The following is a 17,853-nucleotide window of genomic DNA, read 5'->3' on the forward strand; positions in this document are numbered from 1 at the left end:
TATCCAAGGAGACAAGCCCATGGCATCCAACGCACCGACCCACGACATCGACTTTCCGCTCGACGGCGTGAGGGTGCTTGATCTTTCCCGCGTGTTCGCCGGGCCGCTGTGCGGCCAGGTACTGGCGGACCTGGGGGCCGAGGTCATCAAGGTGGAACACCCGGGCCGCGGCGACGATACCCGCGACTGGGGCATGCGCATCGGCAAGACCGAGACCACCTACTACAACAGCATGAACCGCAACAAGCGGTCCATCACCCTCGACCTGCAAAGCCCCGAGGGGCTGAAGATCGTCCACGAGCTGCTGCCGCAGTGCGACGTGGTGATCCACAACTTCAAGACCGGTGGCGCCGAGAAGCTGGGCCTGGGCTACGAGCAGCTCAAGGCGATCAAGCCGGATCTGATTTACTGCGCCGTGGCCGGCTACGACACCAGCGGCCCCGAGGCCAAGCGCCCCGGCTACGACCTGGTGATCCAGGGCGAGACCGGCCTCATGGCGCTCAACGGCGAGGCGGGCACGCCGCCGCTGAAGTTCGGTGTCGCCGTGGTGGACCTGATGACCGGCATGTACGCCGGCCAGGCCGTGCTGGCGGCGCTGTTCCAGCGCAGCAGAACGGGGCGCGGGCGCCTGATCGAGATGGCGCTGTACGACTGCGGCCTCACCATCACCGGCTACTACGGCCTGGACGCGCTCAAGCTCGGCCATGACCCCGAGCGCTACGGCAACGCGCACCCGTCCATCGTGCCGTACGGCATGTACGAGTCCGCTGACGGCCCGCTGATCATTGCGGTGGGCAACAACGCGCAGTTCGACAAGTTCTGCCGCCAGGTGATCGAGCGGCCCGACATCGTCGAGGACCCGCGCTTTGCCACCAACGTGAACCGCGCCAAGCACCGGCTGGAGCTGGGTCCCATGCTCAAGGAGCTGATCGCCACCTTCCCGCGCGACCTGCTGCTGCAGCGCCTGACCGCGGCCGGCATCCCCTGCGGCAAGGTGGCAGGCTTGCACGAAGCGCTGACCAGCGAGCGCACGCGCCGCGGCCGCCTGGTGCAGGACATGCCGCACCCCGTCGAGGGCACCACGCCGGTGTTCGCACCGCCGTACCGGCTGGACGGCCAGCGCCTGCCGATCCGCAATGCCCCGCCCACGCTGGGAGAGGGCACGCGTGAGGTCTTGCACCGGCTGCTGGCGCTCAGCGATGAGCAGTTGCAGGCCTTGCAGGCGCAGGGTGTGCTGACGCTGCCGCCGCAGTGAGCTATCTAAAAGATAGCTGCCAGCGCCTGATGGGTAAGCGCTGGAACCATTTTTTACTCTAGGAGACGTCATGAAATTTTCTGCAATCACCCGCCGCACCGCGCTGGCCCTGGCCGCCGCGCCCCTGCTCGCCAGTGTGGCCGGCGGAGCCATGGCGCAGGCCGCCTGGCCCGACAAGATGGTCAAGCTGATCGTCCCATTCCCGGCGGGCGGACCCACCGACACGGCCTCGCGCATCGTGGGCCAGAAGCTGGCCGACCGTCTCAAGCAGCCCGTGGTGGTGGAAAACCGCGCGGGTGCCTCCGGCTCGATCGCTGCCGCACAGGTCGCCAAGAGCCCGGCCGACGGCTACACGCTGATGATGCTGGCCACCCCCACGCTGCTGGCGCCGCACCTGTACAAGAAGGCGGGCTACGACACGGTGAAGGACTTCACCCCCGTGGCCATGGTGTACGACCTGCCCATCGTGGTCGTGGTGAACCCCACGCAGCTGCCCAACGTCACCGACCTGGGCTCGCTCATCCAGCATGCCAAGGCGCAGAAGGTGCCGATGAACTACACCAGCTCGGGCACGGGCAGCTTCGGCCACCTGAGCATGGAACTGCTCAAGCAGATGGGCGGCTTCGACATGCAGCACGTGCCCTACAAGGGCAGCGCCCCTGCCATCACCGACACCATCGGCGGCCAGGTGCCCGTGATGTACTCGGACCTCATCGCCGCGCTGCCGCACATCCAGGCCGGCAAGCTGCGCGCCATCGCCGTGGGCTCGCCCCAGCGCGTGGGCGTGGTGCCCGATGTGAAGACCATTGCCGAGCAAGGCTTCAAGGGCTACGAGGCCGTGTCCTGGGGCGGCCTGGTGGCGCCCTCGGGCACGCCCAAGGCCGTCGTGGACCGCGTGGCCTATGAGGTGCGCCAGATCCTGGCCGAGAAGGAAGTGCAGGACCGCCTGCTGGGCGCCGGGGCCATTGCCCATTTCATGGACCCCGCCCAGATGGGCCAGCGCGTGCAGCAGGACTACACCCGCTGGGGCCAGGTGATCCGCGACAAGGGCATCGCCAACGACTGAGCGAGCGCGCCATGAAGACCCGCATCACCGAGCTCTTCGGCATAGAGCACCCGATCCTCCAGGGCGGCATGCACCACGTGGGGTATGCCGAGCTGGCCGCAGCCGTCTCCAATGCCGGCGGGCTGGGCATCATCACCGGCCTCACGCAGAAGACGCCCGAGTTGCTGGCGCAGGAGATCGCACGCTGCCGCACGATGACCGACAAGCCGTTTGGCGTGAACCTCACGTTCCTGCCGTCGGTGAATCCGCCCGACTACCCGGGCTATGTGAAGGCGATCATCGAGGGTGGCGTGAAGATCGTCGAGACGGCAGGCAACAACCCGCAGAAGTGGATGCCCGCGCTGAAGGAGGCCGGCATCAAGGTCATCCACAAGTGCACCTCGGTGCGCCACGCGCTCAAGGCCGAGTCCATCGGCTGCGACGCGATCAGCGTGGACGGCTTTGAATGCGGCGGCCACCCGGGCGAGGACGACATTCCCAACTTCATCCTGCTGCCGCGCGCGGCCGAAGAACTCAAGATCCACTTCGTCGCCTCGGGCGGCATGGCCGATGGGCGCAGCCTGGTGGCTGCGCTGGCGCTTGGCGCTGAGGGCATCAACATGGGCACGCGTTTCATCGCCACCCAGGAAGCGCCGGTGCACGAGAACGTCAAGCAGGCGATCGTTGCGGCCTCCGAACTGGATACGCGACTCATCATGCGCCCGCTGCGCAATACCGAGCGCGTGCTCACCAACAGCGCCACCGAGCGCGTGCTGGACAAGGAGCGCGCACTGGGCGCCGCCATCACCTTCGCGGACATTGCGCCCGAGGTGGCCGGCGTCTACCCGCGCATCATGCAGCAGGGCGACATGCAGGCCGGCGTGTGGTCCTGCGGCATGGTTGCCGGGCTGATCCATGACGTGCCCACCGTGCAGCAGCTCATCGACTCCATCATGTCCCAGGCCGAAGCGCTGATCTCCCAGCGCCTGGCGGGCATGCTCCGATAACCCAGCAGAAAGAGACTTGTTATGAAAATCCTCGTCCCCGTCAAGCGCGTGGTGGACTACAACGTGAAGGTCCGGGTGAAGTCGGACGGCACGGGCGTAGACATCGCGAACGTGAAGATGAGCATGAACCCCTTTGACGAAATCGCCGTGGAAGAGGCGGTGCGGCTCAAAGAAAAAGGCGTGGCCACGGAAGTGATCGCGGTGAGCTGCGGCGTGGCGCAATGCCAGGAAACGCTGCGCACGGCGATGGCCATTGGCGCCGACCGCGGCATCCTGGTGGAAACCGATGCCGAGCTGCAACCCCTGGCCGTGGCCAAGCTGCTCAAGGCCCTGGTGGACAAAGAGCAACCGGGCCTGATCATCCTGGGCAAGCAAGCCATCGACGACGACGCCAACCAGACCGGCCAGATGCTGGCGGCCCTGGCAGACCTGCCCCAGGCCACCTTCGCCAGCAAGGTCGAAGTGGCCGGCGACAAGGTCAGCGTCACACGCGAAGTCGACGGCGGCCTGGAAACCCTGCAACTGACCACCCCGGCCGTCATCACCACCGACCTGCGCCTGAACGAGCCGCGCTACGTCACGCTGCCCAACATCATGAAGGCCAAGAAAAAGCCGCTGGACACCGTCAAACCCGAAGACCTCGGCGTAGACGTGGCCCCGCGCCTCAAGACCCTCAAGGTGGCCGAACCCCCGAAGCGCGGCGCCGGCGTGAAAGTGCCCGACGTCGCCACGCTGGTGGACAAGCTCAAGAACGAAGCCAAGGTCATCTAAAGGCAGGACAGGAGAAACAACATGACCGTACTCGTCATTGCAGAACACGACAACGCCAGCCTCAAGGCCGCCACCCTGAACACCGTCACCGCCGCACTCGCCTGCGGGGGCGACGTGCACGTGCTCGTAGCCGGTGAAGGCGCGCAGGCCGCCGCCCAGGCCGCCTCCCAAATCGCAGGCGTCGCCAAAGTCCTGCACGCCGACGGCGCCAGCCTGAAGGACGGCCTGGCTGAGAACCTGGCCGCCCAGGTGCTGCAGATTGCCGGCAACTACAGCCACATCCTGTTCCCGGCCACCGCCAGCGGCAAGAACGTCGCCCCGCGCGTGGCCGCCAAGCTGGACGTGGCGCAGATCAGCGACATCACCAAAGTGATCTCCGCCGACACCTTCGAGCGCCCCATCTACGCGGGCAACGCCATCGCCACCGTGCAAAGCGCGGACAGCGTCAAGGTCATCACCGTGCGCGGCACCGGCTTTGACGCGGCGCCCGCCACGGGCGGCAGCGCTGCGGTGGAAACCACCGCCGCCGTGGCCGACGCCGGCAAGAGCAGCTTTGCAGGACGCGAAGTCACCAAGAGCGACCGCCCCGAGCTCACCGCCGCCAAGATCATCGTCTCGGGCGGCCGGGCGCTGGGCAGCAGCGAGAAGTTCAACGAAGTCATGACCCCGCTGGCGGACAAGCTGGGCGCGGCCATTGGCGCCAGCCGCGCAGCGGTGGACGCGGGCTACGCCCCGAACGACCTGCAGGTGGGGCAGACGGGCAAGATCGTTGCGCCGCAGCTGTACATCGCGGCGGGGATCTCGGGGGCGATCCAGCACCTGGCGGGGATGAAGGACAGCAAGGTGATCGTGGCGATCAACAAGGACCCGGAGGCGCCGATCTTTGCGGTGGCCGACTATGGGCTGGAGGCCGATCTGTTCCAGGCCGTGCCGGAGATGGCCTCTCGGCTGTAACCTGGCGTACCCGCACGGCACTGAGGTGCCGTGCGGGATCGAACCTCTCGTTCTTCCTCAGACTCCTGAGCGACGATCCGCGGCACCTTCTTGATCCCTCAGCTTGGCGTCGGAGTGGGCATTTCCGGCCGCATCGCGCTGCGCCGCCTGCCCCCAGCGGCATTCGTGTGCTGCCAGTAGTGTTTTGCGCATCGACCGCGGACGGTGGTGTCGTGCGGCGACAGAATGCGGCACAGTTGCACACGCACACCAAGCCGGGAGCCGTCCATGAACCCACTCGCCGAGGCACTCAGGAACCGCAGCGGCCCGCTGCTGGCGGAGCTGGAAGGCATCTACAAGGATCTGCACCAGCATCCCGAGCTTTCCATGCAGGAGGTGCGCACCGGACAACGCGGTGCTCACCATCGGGTCGCTGCAGGCGGGCACCAAGGAAAACATCATCCCGGACGAGGCCACGATCAAGCTGAACGTGCGCACGTTTGACAACGATGTGCGCGAGTACATGCTGGCTTCCATCAGGCGCATCTGCTGCGCCGAGTGCGATGCCTCCAACGCCGAGCGGCCGCCGGAGTTCACCACCCTGAGCCAGTAGCCCCTGACCGAGAATGACGCTGCCGCCACGCAACGGGTGGCGCAGGCCTTCCAGGCGCAGTTTGGCGGCCAGGCCCATGAGGCGGCGCCGGCCTCGGCCAGCGAGGACTTCAGCGTTTTCGGCCGCACGTGGAACGTGCCGTATGTCTTCTGGTTCGTGGGCGGCACGGACCCCGCGCTCTACGCACAGGCCAAGGCTGCCAAGCAGCTCAACAAGATACCGAGCAACCATTCGCCGCAGTTCGCGCCGGTCCTGCATCCCACGCTGGAAACGGGGCTGCAGGCCCTGCTGACGGCCGCGTCGGTGTGGTTGTGCGTCGCGCCAGGTGCGTGATGGAACACCAGCTGTTCGTGTGGGTGGATCTGCTGGGAACCTTTGCCTTTGCCTTTGCGGTCAGCGGTGCCGTTGCCGCCGGGGGGCGGCGCCTGGACCTGTTCGGGGTGGTGTTCGTCAGCTACGTGACGGCCTGTGGCGGCGGCGTCATCCGTGACCTGGCCCTGGGTGCGGTGCCGCCGGTGGGGCTGTCCGACTGGCGCTACCTCGCCACCGTGGTGCTGGCGGCGGGTATGGGCATCTGGGCGCGGCCGCTGGTGGAGCGGCTGCAGCATCCGATCGCCTTCTTCGATGCGGTGGGACTGGGCTTCTTTGCGGTGGTGGGGGCCCACAAGGCACTGCTCCACGGCCACAACGCCGAGCTGGCCATCCTCCTGGGGATGGTGACGGCCGTCGGCGGCGGCGTGGTGCGCGACGTGCTGCTCAACCGCGTACCGATCATCCTGCACAAGGAGATCTACGCGCTTCCGGCATTGCTGGCGGCGGCGATCCAGGTGATGGGGCAGCGCATGGAATGGTGGGCGACGCTGACGCCCTGGTTTGCCGCGTCGGTCTGCTTGGCCGTGCGTCTGCTGGCGTTGCGGTATTCGTGGAGCCTTCCGCCGGTCTGGAGAAAGGCGCCGCCGCAGTGAACTGGCCCCGGCTCAGGCCGCCCCACCCGAGCCGCGTGTGCCCGAGGAGGGAAGTGGCAGGCCCAGCATCGCACAGGCCACGGCCTCGCCGACCTTGATGCCGTCCACGCCGGCCGAGAGGATGCCGCCCGCGTAGCCCGCGCCCTCGCCGGCGGGGTACAGGCCGGCGGTGTTCAGGCTCTGGAAGTCGTCGCCGCGGCCGATGCGCAGCGGTGACGAGGTGCGCGTTTCCACGCCCGTCAGCACCGCGTCGTGCATGTCGTAGCCACGGATCTTGCGGCCGAAGGCGGGCAGGGCCTCGCGCATGGCCTCGGTGGCGAAGGCGGGCAGGGCGTCGTCCATGCCGACCAGCGTGACGCCGGGCTTGTACGAGGGCTGCACGTCCCCCAGCGCGGTGGACGCGCGGCGCGCCAGAAAATCGCCCACGCGCTGCGCCGGGGCGTTGTAGTTGCCGCCGCCCAGGCGGTAGGCGTTCGATTCCAGCTGGCGCTGCAGCACGATACCGGCCAGCGGGTGCACCTGCCCGGCGGGCAACGTGTCCACGCCGTGAGATGCGCCCAGGGCGACCTCGAAGGCCGCGGGGTCGCGCGGATAGTCCTGCGGGTCTACACCCACCACCATGCCGGCGTTGGCGTTGCGCTCGGCGCGCGAATACTGGCTCATGCCGTTGGTGACCACGCGCCCGGGCTCGCTGGTGGCGGCCACCACGGTGCCGCCGGGGCACATGCAGAAGCTGTACACGGTGCGCCCCTGGCTGGCGTGGTGCACCAGCTTGTAGTCGGCCGCGCCCAGCAGCGGGTGGCCCGCATGCTTGCCCCAGCGCGCGCGGTCGATCACGCTCTGCGGATGCTCGATGCGCACGCCCACGGAGAACGGCTTGGCCTCCATGGACACGCCATGCGTGTGCAGCATGGCGAAGCTGTCGCGCGCGCTGTGTCCCAGGGCCATGACCACGTGATCGGCGCGCAGCTCCTGCGCTGCGCCGCTGGCCAGATCGCGCACGCGCAGGCCGCGCAGGTGGCGCCGGCCGGCGGTGTCGGTTTCGATGATCACGTCGTCCACACGCTGCTCGAAGCGCACCTCGCCGCCCAGCGCGATGATCTGTGCGCGCAGCGACTCCACCACTTTCACCAGCTTGAAGGTGCCGATGTGCGGGTGGGCCACGTACAGAATCTCGGGCGGGGCGCCCGCTGCGACGAATTCCTCCATCACCTTGCGGCCCAGGTGGCGCGGGTCCTTGATCTGGCTGTAGAGCTTGCCGTCGCTGAAGGTGCCGGCGCCGCCTTCGCCGAACTGCACGTTGGACTCGGGGTTCAGTGCGCGCTTGCGCCACAGGCCCCAGGTGTCTTTGGTGCGCTCGCGCACGGGCTTGCCGCGCTCCAGCACGATGGGCCGGAACCCCATCTGCGCCAGCACCAGCGCCGCGAAGATGCCGCAGGGCCCGAAGCCCACCACCACCGGGCGCTGTGCGGGCGCTTCGCCAGCGCAGCCCACCGGGCGCCAGGCCATGTCGGGCGTGGGCTGGATGTGCGGGTGGCCGGTATGGCGTGCCAGCAGGGCGCCGGCCTGGGACGCGTTCGCGAGCTGCAGGTCCAGGATGTACACCGCCATCAGGTCGGCCTTGCGCGCGTCGAAGCTGCGTTTGTGCACGTGCAGGGCGGCGATGGCGGACTCGGGCACGCCCAGCACCTGTGCGGCCTGGGCGCGCAGCAGGGCGTCGGGGTGGGTGTCGGCGTCGTAGGCGCCGGCGGGCAGGGCTGCCAGCGGCAGCTTGATTTCGGAGAGGCGAATCATGGGTGCGGCCCGTGACTATCGGGCGGTGCCAAAGAGGAGGGCGATCATAAGGGAGCGCCGCACGGTCATGACCGGTGAGGAGAACTCAAATTGCTATTGTATTAATAGCTGCTCGCGCTTGTCTGAAAAGCGCTAGGGGCTGATTTTGCTTGAGAACTGGTGGTCGGCTGATGCCGCCGCCACCACAGCTCGGTCGCCAGCAGGGCCAGCGCCGCGGGCGCGAGCGGTGCGAAGTAGTACACCGCGCGGAAGGCCAGCACCACGGCCAGCGCCTGGCTCACGGGCAGGTGCACGGCCAGCACGGCCGTACCCACGGCCTCCAGCACACCCAGGCCGGCGGGGATGCGCGAGACCAGCCCGGCCACCGCGCCCAGCAGCACCGTGGCCAGCGCCGCGGCGTAGGGCACCTGCTGGCGCGCCAGCACCCACACGGACGCGGCCATTAACGCCCAGTGGGTGCACGACAGCACCAACTGCAGCAGCGCCACGCGCCAGGTCGGTAGCGGCAGGCGTCGCCCGCGCAGCATCAGCGGTCGGTGCCCGCCTCGCCGCGCGCACAGCGCCAGGTAGCCCAGCGCGACGCAGGCCAGCACCGTGCCCAACCAAGGGAGCTGGCCGCTGCCCATGCGCCAACCCTCGGGCAGCGGCGGTGTCCAGGCCCAGAACAGCGCACAGGCCAGCACGCAGTAGCCCAGCCAGTTGGTGGCGATGGACAGGCTGATCACCTGCGCGATCTGGCCCACGTCCAAGCCCTGTCGCGAATACAACCGGTAGCGCACCGAAGCGCCGCCGATCAGCGAGCCCAGGTTGAGCGTGAAGGGGTAGGCGATCAGCGTGACGCCCATGGTCCGGGCGGCGCCCAGCCCGTGGCGTACCACGTGGCGACCGAACAGGTCGAAGCACCCGTACACCAGGTGGCCGGCCCAGGCCAGGGCCGCGGCTGCGGCCAGCGTGGGCACAGGCAACGCGCGCAGCGCCTGCCATACGCTGGGCCAGTCCACCTGCAGGCCCTGGCGCACCAGCAGCCACACCACCAGAGCGGCCACCGCTGCCATGGCCACGCCGGCCAGCCAGCGCCAGCCCCGCAACCGGCGCCATCCGCTGCGGCGGCGGCGCGCGGTGTGGACAGGCGAAGTGGCAGGGCCGTGCATGGGCTGCCTTGCCTCAGGACGCGCGCGCCGTTTGGTCAGCGGGCGGCTCGGCCTGCATGACGGCGATGGCGGGCTCGTGTCGGGGCAGCCAGCCCGCCCAGGCGGGAAACCAGCGCATGAGGTGGTACACGCAGTAGCCGCGCAGCAGGCGCAGGGCCTCCCAGGCGCCGCGCGGAGCGGGCTCCACCTGGCGGCAGTGCCGCTGCATCAGGCGCGACAGGCGCTGATACAGCAGCGCATTGAAGGAGGCATCGCGGATGACGACGTTCGCCTCCAGGTTGAGCGACAGGCTGAGGGGGTCGAGGTTGCTGGAGCCCACGGTGGACCACTCGCGGTCCACCAGCGCCACCTTGCCGTGCAGCGGGCGCTCGCAGTACTCGTAGATGTGTACTCCCGCGCGCAGCAGGTGGTCGTACAGCAGGCCGGCCGCGGTCTTCACGATGGGCATGTCGGGTTCGCCCTGCAGGATCAGGCGCACGTCCACCCCGCGCCGCGCGGCGCGGCGCAGTTCGCGCACCAGCCGGTAGCCGGGGAAGAAATACGCGTTGGCGATCACCACTCGCTCGCGCGCGGCGCGCAGGGCGATACGGTAGTGGCGCTCGATGTCGTTGGTATGCCGGTGGTTGTCGCGCGTGACGAACATGGCGTGGGCTGAGCCCGCTGCGGGCAGCTGCGGCAGCGGCTCGTGGCGGTGGGTGCGCTGGACAGACGGGGGCAGGACCGCCGTGCGGGTGAAGCGGTGCATGTGCGCCACGATGGGGCCATGCACCTCGACGGCATAGTCTTGCTTGGCCTGCGGGCCGAAGTCCGCCACATGGTCCGCCGAGTAGTTGATGCCGCCGATGAAGCCCAGCGTGCCGTCCACCACCACGATCTTGCGGTGCATGCGCCGCAGCAGGTTCAGGCGCTGGCCGAAGAAGCGCCGCCCTGGGTCGAACACACGAAAACGCACGCCCGCCTGCACCAGGCTGTCGACAAAATGATCAGGCAGGTCGGGTGAGCCAAAGCCGTCCACCAGCAGGTTCACCGACACGCCGCGCCGCGCGGCCTGCAGCAGCGCCGCGTGCAGCCCCTGGCCGATGTGGTCGTCGAACAGGATGAAGGTCTCCACCATCACCTCGCGCTGCGCCTGGGCAATGGCCTCGAACACGCGCGGGAAGAACTCCTCGCCGTTCTCCAGCAGGCGAAAGTGGTTGCCGGGTATCCAGCGCGAGGACGGGCGCGGGCGCATCACAGGAGGATCTCCGCGGCCAGCGGCGCATGGTCCGACAGGCGGTTCCAGGGCCTGCGCGGCAGGCTCATCGGCGTGTGCACCGAGGTGCCGCGCACATAGATGCGGTCCAGCGGCAGCAGCGGCAGCGATGCGGGAAAGGTGCGCACGGCACGCCCGCAGGCTTGCACGAACACTTCATGCAGGCCGGCTTCGCGCTGCAGCACGTCGTGCGCGCGGCCGCGCCAGTCGTTGAAGTCACCCGCGACGATCACCGGGTCCTGCGCGGGAAACGAATGCACCAGCGCGGACACGCGGCGCAACTGCTGCTGGCGGTGCGCCTCCTGCAGGCCCAGGTGTACGCAGATGGCATGGACCGGCCGTGCATGCTGGGGCGGCTGCAGCACGCAGTGCAGCATGCCGCGGCGCTCCGGGCCGCTGACCGAGATGTCGTGGTTCTCGTAGTGCACGATCGGGAACTTGGACAGCAATGCGTTGCCGTGGTGGCCATCGGTGTAGACCGCATTGCGGCCATAGGCGTACTGCGTCCAGATGGAGTCGGCCAGGAACTCGTAGTGCGGCTCCTGTGGGAAATTGGTCACGCGCCCCGCATGGCGCTGGTGCGTGCCCAGCACCTCCTGCAGGAACACGAGGTCGGCCGATACCTGGCGCACCGCCTCGCGCAACTCGTGCAACATGAAGCGGCGGTTGAAGGACGTGAACCCCTTGTGCACGTTCACGGTCAGCACCTTGAACGCGACGGGGGAGGAAGAAGGCGGGTTCTGAGTCATGGGGAAATCCAATGCCGGCCCGCTGCCGGGGGGGCGCACCGCAGCGCGGCCGCGCGGCAGCGGAGGGCGATGGGGCATTGTTTCCCTGGCGGCCGGCACGCGGCTGTAGGACGGTGGACCATGCCGGTGCGTGAACATGCCGCGTCGTTGCGTTGGCGGCAAGGCATAAAAAAGGCCCCTTGCGGGGCCTTGTCGAAAAGGTGCGCCAGGCGTGTCAGGCGGGCAGGAAGCCCTCGACCGACAGATAGCGTTCGCCGGTGTCGTAGTTGAAGCCCAGCACCCGCGCGCCCGCGGGCAACTCAGGCAGCTTCTGGGCAATGGCGGCCAGTGTGGCGCCGGAGGAAATGCCCACCAGCAGCCCTTCCTCGCGCGCGGCGCGGCGGGCGTATTCACGCGCGGGCTCGGCCTCGACCTGGATCACGCCGTCCAGCAGGCTGGTGTCCATAATCTGCGGCACGAAGCCCGCGCCCAGGCCCTGGATGGGGTGCGGGCCGGGCTGGCCGCCCGACAGCACGGGCGATTGCGAAGGCTCCACCGCGAACACCTTGAGCTGCGGAAACTGCGCCTTGAGCACGCGCGCCACGCCCGTGATGTGCCCGCCCGTGCCCACACCGGTGACGAGTGCGTCCAGCCCGTCGGGGAAGTCGGCGGCGATTTCCTGCGCCGTGGTGCGCATGTGCACCTCGACGTTGGCCGGGTTTTCGAACTGTTGGGGCATCCAACTGCCGGGTGTCGCGGCCACCAGTTCCTGCGCGCGGGCGATGGCGCCTTTCATGCCCTTTTCCTTGGGCGTGAGGTCGAAGCGGGCGCCGTAGGCCAACATCAGGCGGCGGCGTTCGATGGACATGCTGTCAGGCATCACCAGCACCAGCTGGTAGCCCTTGACGGCCGCTACCAGCGCCAAGCCAATGCCGGTGTTGCCCGAGGTGGGCTCGATGATGGTGCCGCCGGGCTGCAGAGCGCCACTGCGCTCGGCCGCCTCGACCATCGCCAGGGCGATGCGGTCCTTGATGGAACCGCCGGGGTTGGCGCGCTCGGACTTCACCCACACGTTAGCACCCGCGCCGAACAGGCGATTGATGCGCACATGGGGAGTGTTGCCGATGGTGTGCAGGATGTTGTCGACTCGCATGGTGTCTCCAGGGTAGAGGGTGGGAATCCGGCAAAGCGGGAGAGGCGTCCATTGTGGGGGAGTCGTTCAGCGGCGTAGCGATATGGATATTCCCGCTGTGGATATGGCGCAGGCGTGAATCGTCCGCCTGCGGGCCGGCTCGATTGATGTGCGTCAAGATTTGCCGGCGCGTGCGCGCCCGCCTGCGCCATCGGTCGGGTGTGCGCGCGACAATGGTCTCGTCTTCACTTTCCCTCCTGCGCCATGACCTTGCTGCACACCACCATGCTCATGCTCACCGCGAGCTGTGCGCTGATGCTGATCGGTTTCTCGGCGCGCGAGTCGCGCTGGGGCCCGGCGCTGATGATGGTGGGCATCGTGGGCGCGCTGCTGCTCATTGCCTACAACATCTTCCAGTTATTGCCCGCGCGTTGAGCGCGCCGGCCGCGCGCCGCAGCGGAGAAACGCGGATAATTGCGCCCGTGAAGCACGCCAGACCGCCGCTGGTGCAATCTGGGAAACCAGGCACTGGAGGAACGTCCGGACTGCACAGGACAGCGTAGCAGCTAACGGCTGCCCACCGTGAGGTGAGGATCAGAGCAACAGAGACGAGTCCCGGGGGAGTGCCTGCGAAGGCAGACCACTGGGGGTGAAACGGGCAATCTCTACGCGCAGCAATACCAAGTAGGCCAGCGTTGACGTGGTTCCGCGGAGCTGGCGGGTAGGTAGCACCGAGCCGTGGTGGTGACACCCGGCCCAGATTAATGGCGGTCACGCTGCGGGCAACCGCAGTGCACAGAATCCGGCTTATCGGCGCGCTTCACACTTTTATGCAAAAACAGCTGCCAGCCCTTGACAGTCAAGCGCTGGCAGCTCTTTTTTCAGGAGCGCTCAGGAGCAATACGGCGCATGGCCGGCGCGCAGCGCGGTGGCGCGCTCCAGCGTGTCCGGATGGGTGCTCAGCAGCGTCCACAGGCCGTGGGATTGCGGCGGGTCCTCGGGCGTGGACGGGGCCTTGCCGGCCTGCGGGGAGGGGGTTGCGGAATCCTCGTCCCGCAGCATGGCCAACAGCAGGTCGCCCATCGGTGCGGTGGGCAGGCCGGCATGGCGCATCAGTGCGAGCGCGTGGCAGTCGGCCTCGCGCTCATGGCTGCGGCTGTAGGCCAAGCCCGTGAGCAACGAACTGCCCGTGGCCACCAGGCCGGACACGTCACCCAGCGCCAGCCCCAGACCCACCTGCAGCACCCCCTGCTCGACGAGCATGCGCGTGGTATGCCGGTGGGCCACATGGCCGATCTCGTGTGCCAGCACGCCCACCAGCGCGTCGTCGTCCAGGCGTTGCGCGCGGGCGGTTTCCACCAGCGCATCGGTCATCACCACCGTGCCGCCGGGCAAGGCGAAGGCATTGGGCCCCAGGCCGGAGCGGAACGCGAGCGTGTAGTGCGGCGCGTAACCGCCATAGCGCTGCAGCGCCGCGGGCGAAGCGGCCAGCAGCGCATCGAAACGTGCGCGCAGCGCGGCTTGGCGCGCAGGTGTGAGCGTGGTGGGCTTGAGGGTGCCCGCGTCCATCTGCGCCAGCGCACTCTGGGCCAGCGCCACCTCCCAGGCCAGCGGCACATGGCGCGTGAGCTGCGCGGCCAGCCAGGGCGTGCCGTGGCGGTAGAACGCGAACAACCCGGCCACGGCCAGCACCAGCACGACGGCAAACACGCCCCAGCGCGTTTGCATGCGCTGCGCCAGCCCCGGCCGGTGGCCGGCCGCATCCAGCGCGGCCTGCCAGGCGGCGGGGTCGTCGATCTCCAGGCTGCCGTCGTCGCCCAGATCGGCCACGAGTTTTGGTTGCGGACGCCGGGCGTTCCAGGCCTCGGGCCAGGCCACGGCGCGGTGGGCAAAGCGGCGCGGCGGCGCACCGGGCACATGCAGTTCCAGCGCGGGACCGTCGGGCGCGGGCAGCAGCCGCACCTGCACCGCGCGCGGTCGGCTGCTGCGCCCGTCGAACCAATGGGCGAGCACCATGCCCGTCAATCGCGTCTCCGCGAGGGGGCGCCGGACGAAGGTGTTTTGGGGCGGCCGGTCATCCGATCAGGTCCAGGCCCGCCGCGTCGGCCAGCGCATCGCTGATGCCGCCCGGCTGCTGCCGGCCCAGGCGCCCCGCCACCTGGTCCACGCCGCCCTTGACATGGACGGTGACGGATTCGAGCTTCATGCGGTATTCGCTCACCATGGCGAATGGGCGGAAGAACCCCAGCGTTAGTACCGTGAGCAGCATGTTGCGCAGCCGCAGCAGCACATAGCCGCCCGTGCTGAGGTTGCACTTGAAGCGCGCGATGCGGCTCACACCGATGTTGCTCCAGGTCAGGCGAAACAGCGCGGCCTCGCGATAGGCGCGTGCCGGCGCGGTGGCCAGCATCATCGCCAGCAGCGCGCCCACGAAGGCCGCCATGATCAGCACGAAGATGCCCAGCCCCATCCCGCCCTTGCCCAGCTTGGACACGAGTCCGAGCGAGCCCGTGAAGAGGCCCGCGACCAGCGCGACGAGCACCAGCAGCGAGACGAGAAACACCGCCAACGTGGCCAGCCACAGCTTCACGAAATCCATGTACACGGGCTTCCAGCGGCCGGCCTCGTTGCCGATGCGTGAGCGCAGCACCAGGAGGCTGCGGTAGTTGAACTCCAGCCGGATGATGCACAGCACCGTGAGCAGCAGGCCCAGCGCCACCAGACCTATCAGCGGCGCGGTGACCTCGGGCAGCTTGCGGCCGGTTTCCTCGTTCACCACCGCGGCCGGGGCCAGGGACTGCAGGCCCCAGAACACGCCCAGCCACACCAGTGCCAGAGCGAACACGGGCCAGCTGGCGGTGTAGACCTCGCGCCAGCTCGCCGCGAACTGCAGGCGCAGCCCGCGCCAGCGCGTGTTGGCCAGTCGAAAGCGCATGGCGCTGCCCCAGATCAGCGGCGACAGGGCCGCACCGCCCAGGATGAAAAGACCCACGGCCGTGTCCTGCCCCGTGTTGACGGCCAACTGGTAGGCCACCGTGAGCAGCAGCAGCACGACGAAGCCCACCACCATGCGCCGCTGCTGCGCGGTGAATTCCAGGGGGCTGCCTGCCACCAACGTGTGGCCGTAGAAGTACTGAGCCGTACGCCGCCGCGCCCAGGGGGTGTACAGGCCCAGCGTCAGAATGCTCAGCAGTACGTTCACGATCCACACGCGGAAGTACTCGCCGCCGCTGCCCGTGAAGCGCATGGTGTGTGGCTCGATGTCTTGTGACTCGAAGGACGAGCGCAGCCCAGAGCGCGCCCGCGCGCGCTCGGACGATACCTGGACGTCCATGGTTTTTCCCTCTCTGGTGGTTGTTGGCGCGCAGTGTAGCGCAGCGCCCAGATGGAATTTTTCTAGACGTAGAAAGCTGGAACCGCCGCCATATCAACGCTGGCAGCTATAGCTAATGTAGCGAGATTGACGACCGGGACACGCTGTGGCGGGCGGTTTGGTAGGCGGCAGCGCCGACCGAGCGGGCGTCGGGGTCAGTAGCTCGTGGCGACGGGCCCGCGTGCATCTGGCCGGAAGCGCGCGGCCAGCCCGTCCGCGGCCTGGCGCAGCAGGAGCATGTCCATGCCCACGGCCACGAACTGCGCGCCCAGGGCCAGGCATTCGCGCGCCCGGGCTTCGTCCACCACGAGGATGCCGGGCGCCTTGCCGGCCGCGCGGATGCGGCGAATCGCGTCGTCGATCGTGACGCGCACCGTGGGATGGTTGGCATCACCCGGGAAGCCCATGCTGGCGGACAGGTCGGCCGGGCCGATGAAGATGCCGTCCACGCCCTCCACCGCGGCGATGGCCTCAATCTGCTCCAGCGCCTCGGCCGTCTCCACCTGCACCAGCAGGCAGAGCTCGTTCTCCGCATCGCGTACATAGGCGGCGTCGCGGCCGAAGTCCGAGGCGCGCATGGAGCCGCCCATGCCGCGGATGCCGTGCGGCGCGTAGCGCATGGCGGCCACGGCGGCGCGCGCCTCGTCCGCGTTCTGCACGAAGGGCAGCAGCAGCGTTTGCGCGCCGATGTCCAGGTAGCGCTTGATTAGCACCGGGTCGTTCCAGGCCGGGCGCACCACGCCGTGCGTGTGGTCCCGGCAGCCGGCGGCCACGGCCTGCAGCTGCTGCACCATGAGCGGTACGTCGCTGGGCGTGTGTTCCGTGTCCAGCAGCACCCAGTCAAAGCCCGATCCCGCGATCAGCTCGGTGACCAGGGGTGATGGCAGGGTGGACCAGATACCGATCTGCGCCTGACCGGCGGCCAGTGCGTGCTTGAAGGGGTTGCGAACGGGCATGGCAGGTGGTCTGGGTCAGGTCAGTACTGGTACACGCCGCGGCCGGTCTTGCGGCCCAGGCGGCCGGCGGCCACCATCTCCTTGAGCAGCGGGCAGGGGCGGTACTTGCTGTCGCCGAACTCGGTCAGGTACACGTCCATCACGGCCAGGCACACGTCCAGACCGATCATGTCGGCCAGCGCCAGCGGGCCGATGGGCTGGTTGCAGCCGAGCTTCATGCCGGCGTCGATGTCCTCGGGCGTTGCCAGGCCCTCTGCCAGCACGAAGAAGGCCTCGTTGATCATGGGCACCAGGATGCGGTTGACCACGAAGCCGGGGGCGTTCTTCACGGTGATGGGCGACTTGCCCAGGCGCTCGGAGAGCTGCTTCACCGCGTCGTGCGTGGCGTCGGAAGTCTGCAGGCCGCGAATGATCTCCACCAGCGCCATCATCGGCACGGGGTTGAAGAAATGCATGCCGATGAACCGGTCGGCGCGCGACGTGGCGGCGGCCAGCTTGGTGATGGAGATCGAAGAGGTGTTGGACGCAATGATCACTTCGGGCGCCACCAGCGCGTCCACCTGCTTGAGGATATTGAGCTTGAGTTCGTAGTTCTCGGTGGCAGCCTCGATCACGATCTGGGCGGCCTTCAGGTCGTCGTAGCTGGTGGAGGTTTTGATGCGCGCGAGGGCGGCGCTCTTGTCGGCTTCGGTGATCTTTTCTTTCTTGATCAGGCGGTCCAGGCTGCCCGCCACGGTGGCCACGCCTTTTTGCACGGCGGCGTCGGAGATGTCCACCATCACCACATTGATGCCCGACACAGCGCATGCTTGGGCAATGCCGTTGCCCATGGTGCCCGCGCCGATGATGCCGACGGTCGAAATCGTCATATAAATGTC

At 68.3% G+C, this 17,853-nt stretch carries 17 protein-coding genes, 1 other RNA gene and 1 pseudogene; 10 read left to right on the forward strand and 9 right to left on the reverse strand.

From position 1 onward, the window contains the following. Positions 1–19 precede the first annotated feature (19 nt). The 8 genes and pseudogenes from MRB47_RS03915 (at position 20) to MRB47_RS03950 (ending at position 6,589) form a co-directional block, all read left to right on the forward strand. On the forward strand, positions 20–1,255 hold the full coding sequence (locus tag MRB47_RS03915; RefSeq protein ID WP_011806825.1) for a CaiB/BaiF CoA transferase family protein: 1,236 nt from the start codon (positions 20–22) through the stop codon (positions 1,253–1,255). Positions 1,256–1,325: 70 nt separating this feature from the next. Then, positions 1,326–2,321 (forward strand): Bug family tripartite tricarboxylate transporter substrate binding protein, encoded by a 996-nt coding sequence (locus MRB47_RS03920; RefSeq protein WP_252101952.1) that lies wholly within the window; start codon positions 1,326–1,328, stop codon positions 2,319–2,321. A gap of 11 nt (positions 2,322–2,332) precedes the next feature. Then, the gene (locus tag MRB47_RS03925) at positions 2,333–3,307 is read left to right on the forward strand and encodes an NAD(P)H-dependent flavin oxidoreductase (protein WP_252101953.1); all 975 of its coding nucleotides are present in this window, start codon (positions 2,333–2,335) and stop codon (positions 3,305–3,307) included. Positions 3,308–3,328: 21 nt separating this feature from the next. Continuing rightward, entirely contained in the window at positions 3,329–4,078 is a 750-nt protein-coding gene (locus tag MRB47_RS03930; protein WP_015914289.1) for an electron transfer flavoprotein subunit beta/FixA family protein, read from the forward strand. A 21-nt stretch (positions 4,079–4,099) separates the two neighbouring features. Beyond that, positions 4,100–5,032, forward strand: coding sequence for an electron transfer flavoprotein subunit alpha/FixB family protein (locus MRB47_RS03935; RefSeq protein ID WP_011806821.1), 933 nt, complete (start codon positions 4,100–4,102; stop codon positions 5,030–5,032). Between the two features lie 267 nt (positions 5,033–5,299). Beyond that, positions 5,300–5,515 carry a hypothetical protein gene (locus MRB47_RS03940; RefSeq protein ID WP_252101954.1) on the forward strand — a complete coding sequence of 72 codons (216 nt, stop codon included), beginning with the start codon at positions 5,300–5,302 and terminating at the stop codon, positions 5,513–5,515. After that, positions 5,418–5,957, forward strand: a pseudogene (locus MRB47_RS03945) (peptidase dimerization domain-containing protein); the annotation flags it as partial. The gene MRB47_RS03940 and the pseudogene MRB47_RS03945, both read left to right, overlap by 98 nt. Further along, positions 5,957–6,589, forward strand: coding sequence for a trimeric intracellular cation channel family protein (locus MRB47_RS03950; protein ID WP_252101955.1), 633 nt, complete (start codon positions 5,957–5,959; stop codon positions 6,587–6,589). The pseudogene MRB47_RS03945 and the gene MRB47_RS03950, both read left to right, overlap by 1 nt. Before the next feature lie 12 nt (positions 6,590–6,601). Here MRB47_RS03950 and MRB47_RS03955 read toward each other — a convergent pair whose 3' ends face one another. From MRB47_RS03955 to cysK, 5 genes are all read right to left on the reverse strand, one after another. Further along, positions 6,602–8,383: an NAD(P)/FAD-dependent oxidoreductase gene (locus MRB47_RS03955; protein WP_252101956.1), complete on the reverse strand. Its 1,782-nt coding sequence runs from the start codon at positions 8,381–8,383 to the stop codon at positions 6,602–6,604. Positions 8,384–8,484: 101 nt separating this feature from the next. Beyond that, positions 8,485–9,534, reverse strand: a complete 1,050-nt coding sequence (locus MRB47_RS03960) for a YbhN family protein (protein ID WP_015914286.1) — start codon at positions 9,532–9,534, stop codon at positions 8,485–8,487. Positions 9,535–9,547: 13 nt separating this feature from the next. After that, complete coding sequence (gene clsB, locus MRB47_RS03965; RefSeq protein ID WP_252102584.1) at positions 9,548–10,765, reverse strand: cardiolipin synthase ClsB; 1,218 nt, start codon at positions 10,763–10,765, stop codon at positions 9,548–9,550. After that, entirely contained in the window at positions 10,765–11,535 is a 771-nt protein-coding gene (locus tag MRB47_RS03970) for an endonuclease/exonuclease/phosphatase family protein (RefSeq protein WP_103737197.1), read from the reverse strand. Before MRB47_RS03970 ends, clsB begins: the two co-directional genes overlap by 1 nt. A 214-nt stretch (positions 11,536–11,749) precedes the next feature. Then, positions 11,750–12,667, reverse strand: a complete 918-nt coding sequence (cysK, locus tag MRB47_RS03975; protein WP_011806815.1) for a cysteine synthase A — start codon at positions 12,665–12,667, stop codon at positions 11,750–11,752. A gap of 243 nt (positions 12,668–12,910) precedes the next feature. On the opposite strand from cysK, the gene MRB47_RS03980 reads away from it, so the two are divergent. Both MRB47_RS03980 and rnpB read left to right on the forward strand, forming a co-directional pair. Next, positions 12,911–13,081: a hypothetical protein gene (locus tag MRB47_RS03980; protein WP_011806814.1), complete on the forward strand. Its 171-nt coding sequence runs from the start codon at positions 12,911–12,913 to the stop codon at positions 13,079–13,081. Between the two features lie 49 nt (positions 13,082–13,130). Continuing rightward, positions 13,131–13,472, forward strand: an RNA gene (gene rnpB, locus MRB47_RS03985) — RNase P RNA component class A. A 65-nt stretch (positions 13,473–13,537) separates the two neighbouring features. On the opposite strand, the gene MRB47_RS03990 is transcribed toward rnpB, so the two are convergent. The 4 genes from MRB47_RS03990 to MRB47_RS04005 all read right to left on the reverse strand — a co-directional run bounded on the left by MRB47_RS03990 (position 13,538) and on the right by MRB47_RS04005 (position 17,844). After that, positions 13,538–14,662 carry a M48 family metallopeptidase gene (locus MRB47_RS03990; RefSeq protein ID WP_252101957.1) on the reverse strand — a complete coding sequence of 375 codons (1,125 nt, stop codon included), beginning with the start codon at positions 14,660–14,662 and terminating at the stop codon, positions 13,538–13,540. 58 nt (positions 14,663–14,720) lie between these two features. Next, positions 14,721–15,980: a YjgN family protein gene (locus MRB47_RS03995; protein ID WP_252101958.1), complete on the reverse strand. Its 1,260-nt coding sequence runs from the start codon at positions 15,978–15,980 to the stop codon at positions 14,721–14,723. Positions 15,981–16,174: 194 nt separating this feature from the next. Next, on the reverse strand, positions 16,175–16,975 hold the full coding sequence (locus MRB47_RS04000) for an HpcH/HpaI aldolase family protein (protein ID WP_252101959.1): 801 nt from the start codon (positions 16,973–16,975) through the stop codon (positions 16,175–16,177). A 20-nt stretch (positions 16,976–16,995) separates the two neighbouring features. Further along, positions 16,996–17,844 carry a 3-hydroxybutyryl-CoA dehydrogenase gene (locus tag MRB47_RS04005; RefSeq protein ID WP_252101960.1) on the reverse strand — a complete coding sequence of 283 codons (849 nt, stop codon included), beginning with the start codon at positions 17,842–17,844 and terminating at the stop codon, positions 16,996–16,998. Positions 17,845–17,853: the final 9 nt, after the last annotated feature.

The organism is Diaphorobacter sp. LI3 (assembly GCF_022807955.1).
Taxonomy (GTDB): domain Bacteria; phylum Pseudomonadota; class Gammaproteobacteria; order Burkholderiales; family Burkholderiaceae_C; genus Diaphorobacter; species Diaphorobacter nitroreducens.

What these genes read in the sequence shown, in the direction of transcription:
- MRB47_RS03935 (WP_011806821.1), top strand. Translation starts at nt 4,100, where the DNA reads ATGACCGTACTCGTCATTGCAGAACACGACAACGCCAGCCTCAAGGCC.
- MRB47_RS03940 (WP_252101954.1), top strand. Translation starts at nt 5,300, where the DNA reads ATGAACCCACTCGCCGAGGCACTCAGGAACCGCAGCGGCCCGCTGCTG.
- MRB47_RS04000 (WP_252101959.1), bottom strand. Translation starts at nt 16,975, where the DNA reads ATGCCCGTTCGCAACCCCTTCAAGCACGCACTGGCCGCCGGTCAGGCG.
- MRB47_RS03915 (WP_011806825.1), top strand. Translation starts at nt 20, where the DNA reads ATGGCATCCAACGCACCGACCCACGACATCGACTTTCCGCTCGACGGC.
- MRB47_RS03930 (WP_015914289.1), top strand. Translation starts at nt 3,329, where the DNA reads ATGAAAATCCTCGTCCCCGTCAAGCGCGTGGTGGACTACAACGTGAAG.
- MRB47_RS03960 (WP_015914286.1), bottom strand. Translation starts at nt 9,534, where the DNA reads ATGCACGGCCCTGCCACTTCGCCTGTCCACACCGCGCGCCGCCGCCGC.
- MRB47_RS03990 (WP_252101957.1), bottom strand. Translation starts at nt 14,662, where the DNA reads ATGGTGCTCGCCCATTGGTTCGACGGGCGCAGCAGCCGACCGCGCGCG.
- MRB47_RS03995 (WP_252101958.1), bottom strand. Translation starts at nt 15,980, where the DNA reads ATGGACGTCCAGGTATCGTCCGAGCGCGCGCGGGCGCGCTCTGGGCTG.
- MRB47_RS03920 (WP_252101952.1), top strand. Translation starts at nt 1,326, where the DNA reads ATGAAATTTTCTGCAATCACCCGCCGCACCGCGCTGGCCCTGGCCGCC.
- MRB47_RS03925 (WP_252101953.1), top strand. Translation starts at nt 2,333, where the DNA reads ATGAAGACCCGCATCACCGAGCTCTTCGGCATAGAGCACCCGATCCTC.
- cysK (WP_011806815.1), bottom strand. Translation starts at nt 12,667, where the DNA reads ATGCGAGTCGACAACATCCTGCACACCATCGGCAACACTCCCCATGTG.
- MRB47_RS03980 (WP_011806814.1), top strand. Translation starts at nt 12,911, where the DNA reads ATGACCTTGCTGCACACCACCATGCTCATGCTCACCGCGAGCTGTGCG.
- clsB (WP_252102584.1), bottom strand. Translation starts at nt 10,765, where the DNA reads ATGCGCCCGCGCCCGTCCTCGCGCTGGATACCCGGCAACCACTTTCGC.
- MRB47_RS03955 (WP_252101956.1), bottom strand. Translation starts at nt 8,383, where the DNA reads ATGATTCGCCTCTCCGAAATCAAGCTGCCGCTGGCAGCCCTGCCCGCC.
- MRB47_RS03950 (WP_252101955.1), top strand. Translation starts at nt 5,957, where the DNA reads ATGGAACACCAGCTGTTCGTGTGGGTGGATCTGCTGGGAACCTTTGCC.
- MRB47_RS04005 (WP_252101960.1), bottom strand. Translation starts at nt 17,844, where the DNA reads ATGACGATTTCGACCGTCGGCATCATCGGCGCGGGCACCATGGGCAAC.
- MRB47_RS03970 (WP_103737197.1), bottom strand. Translation starts at nt 11,535, where the DNA reads ATGACTCAGAACCCGCCTTCTTCCTCCCCCGTCGCGTTCAAGGTGCTG.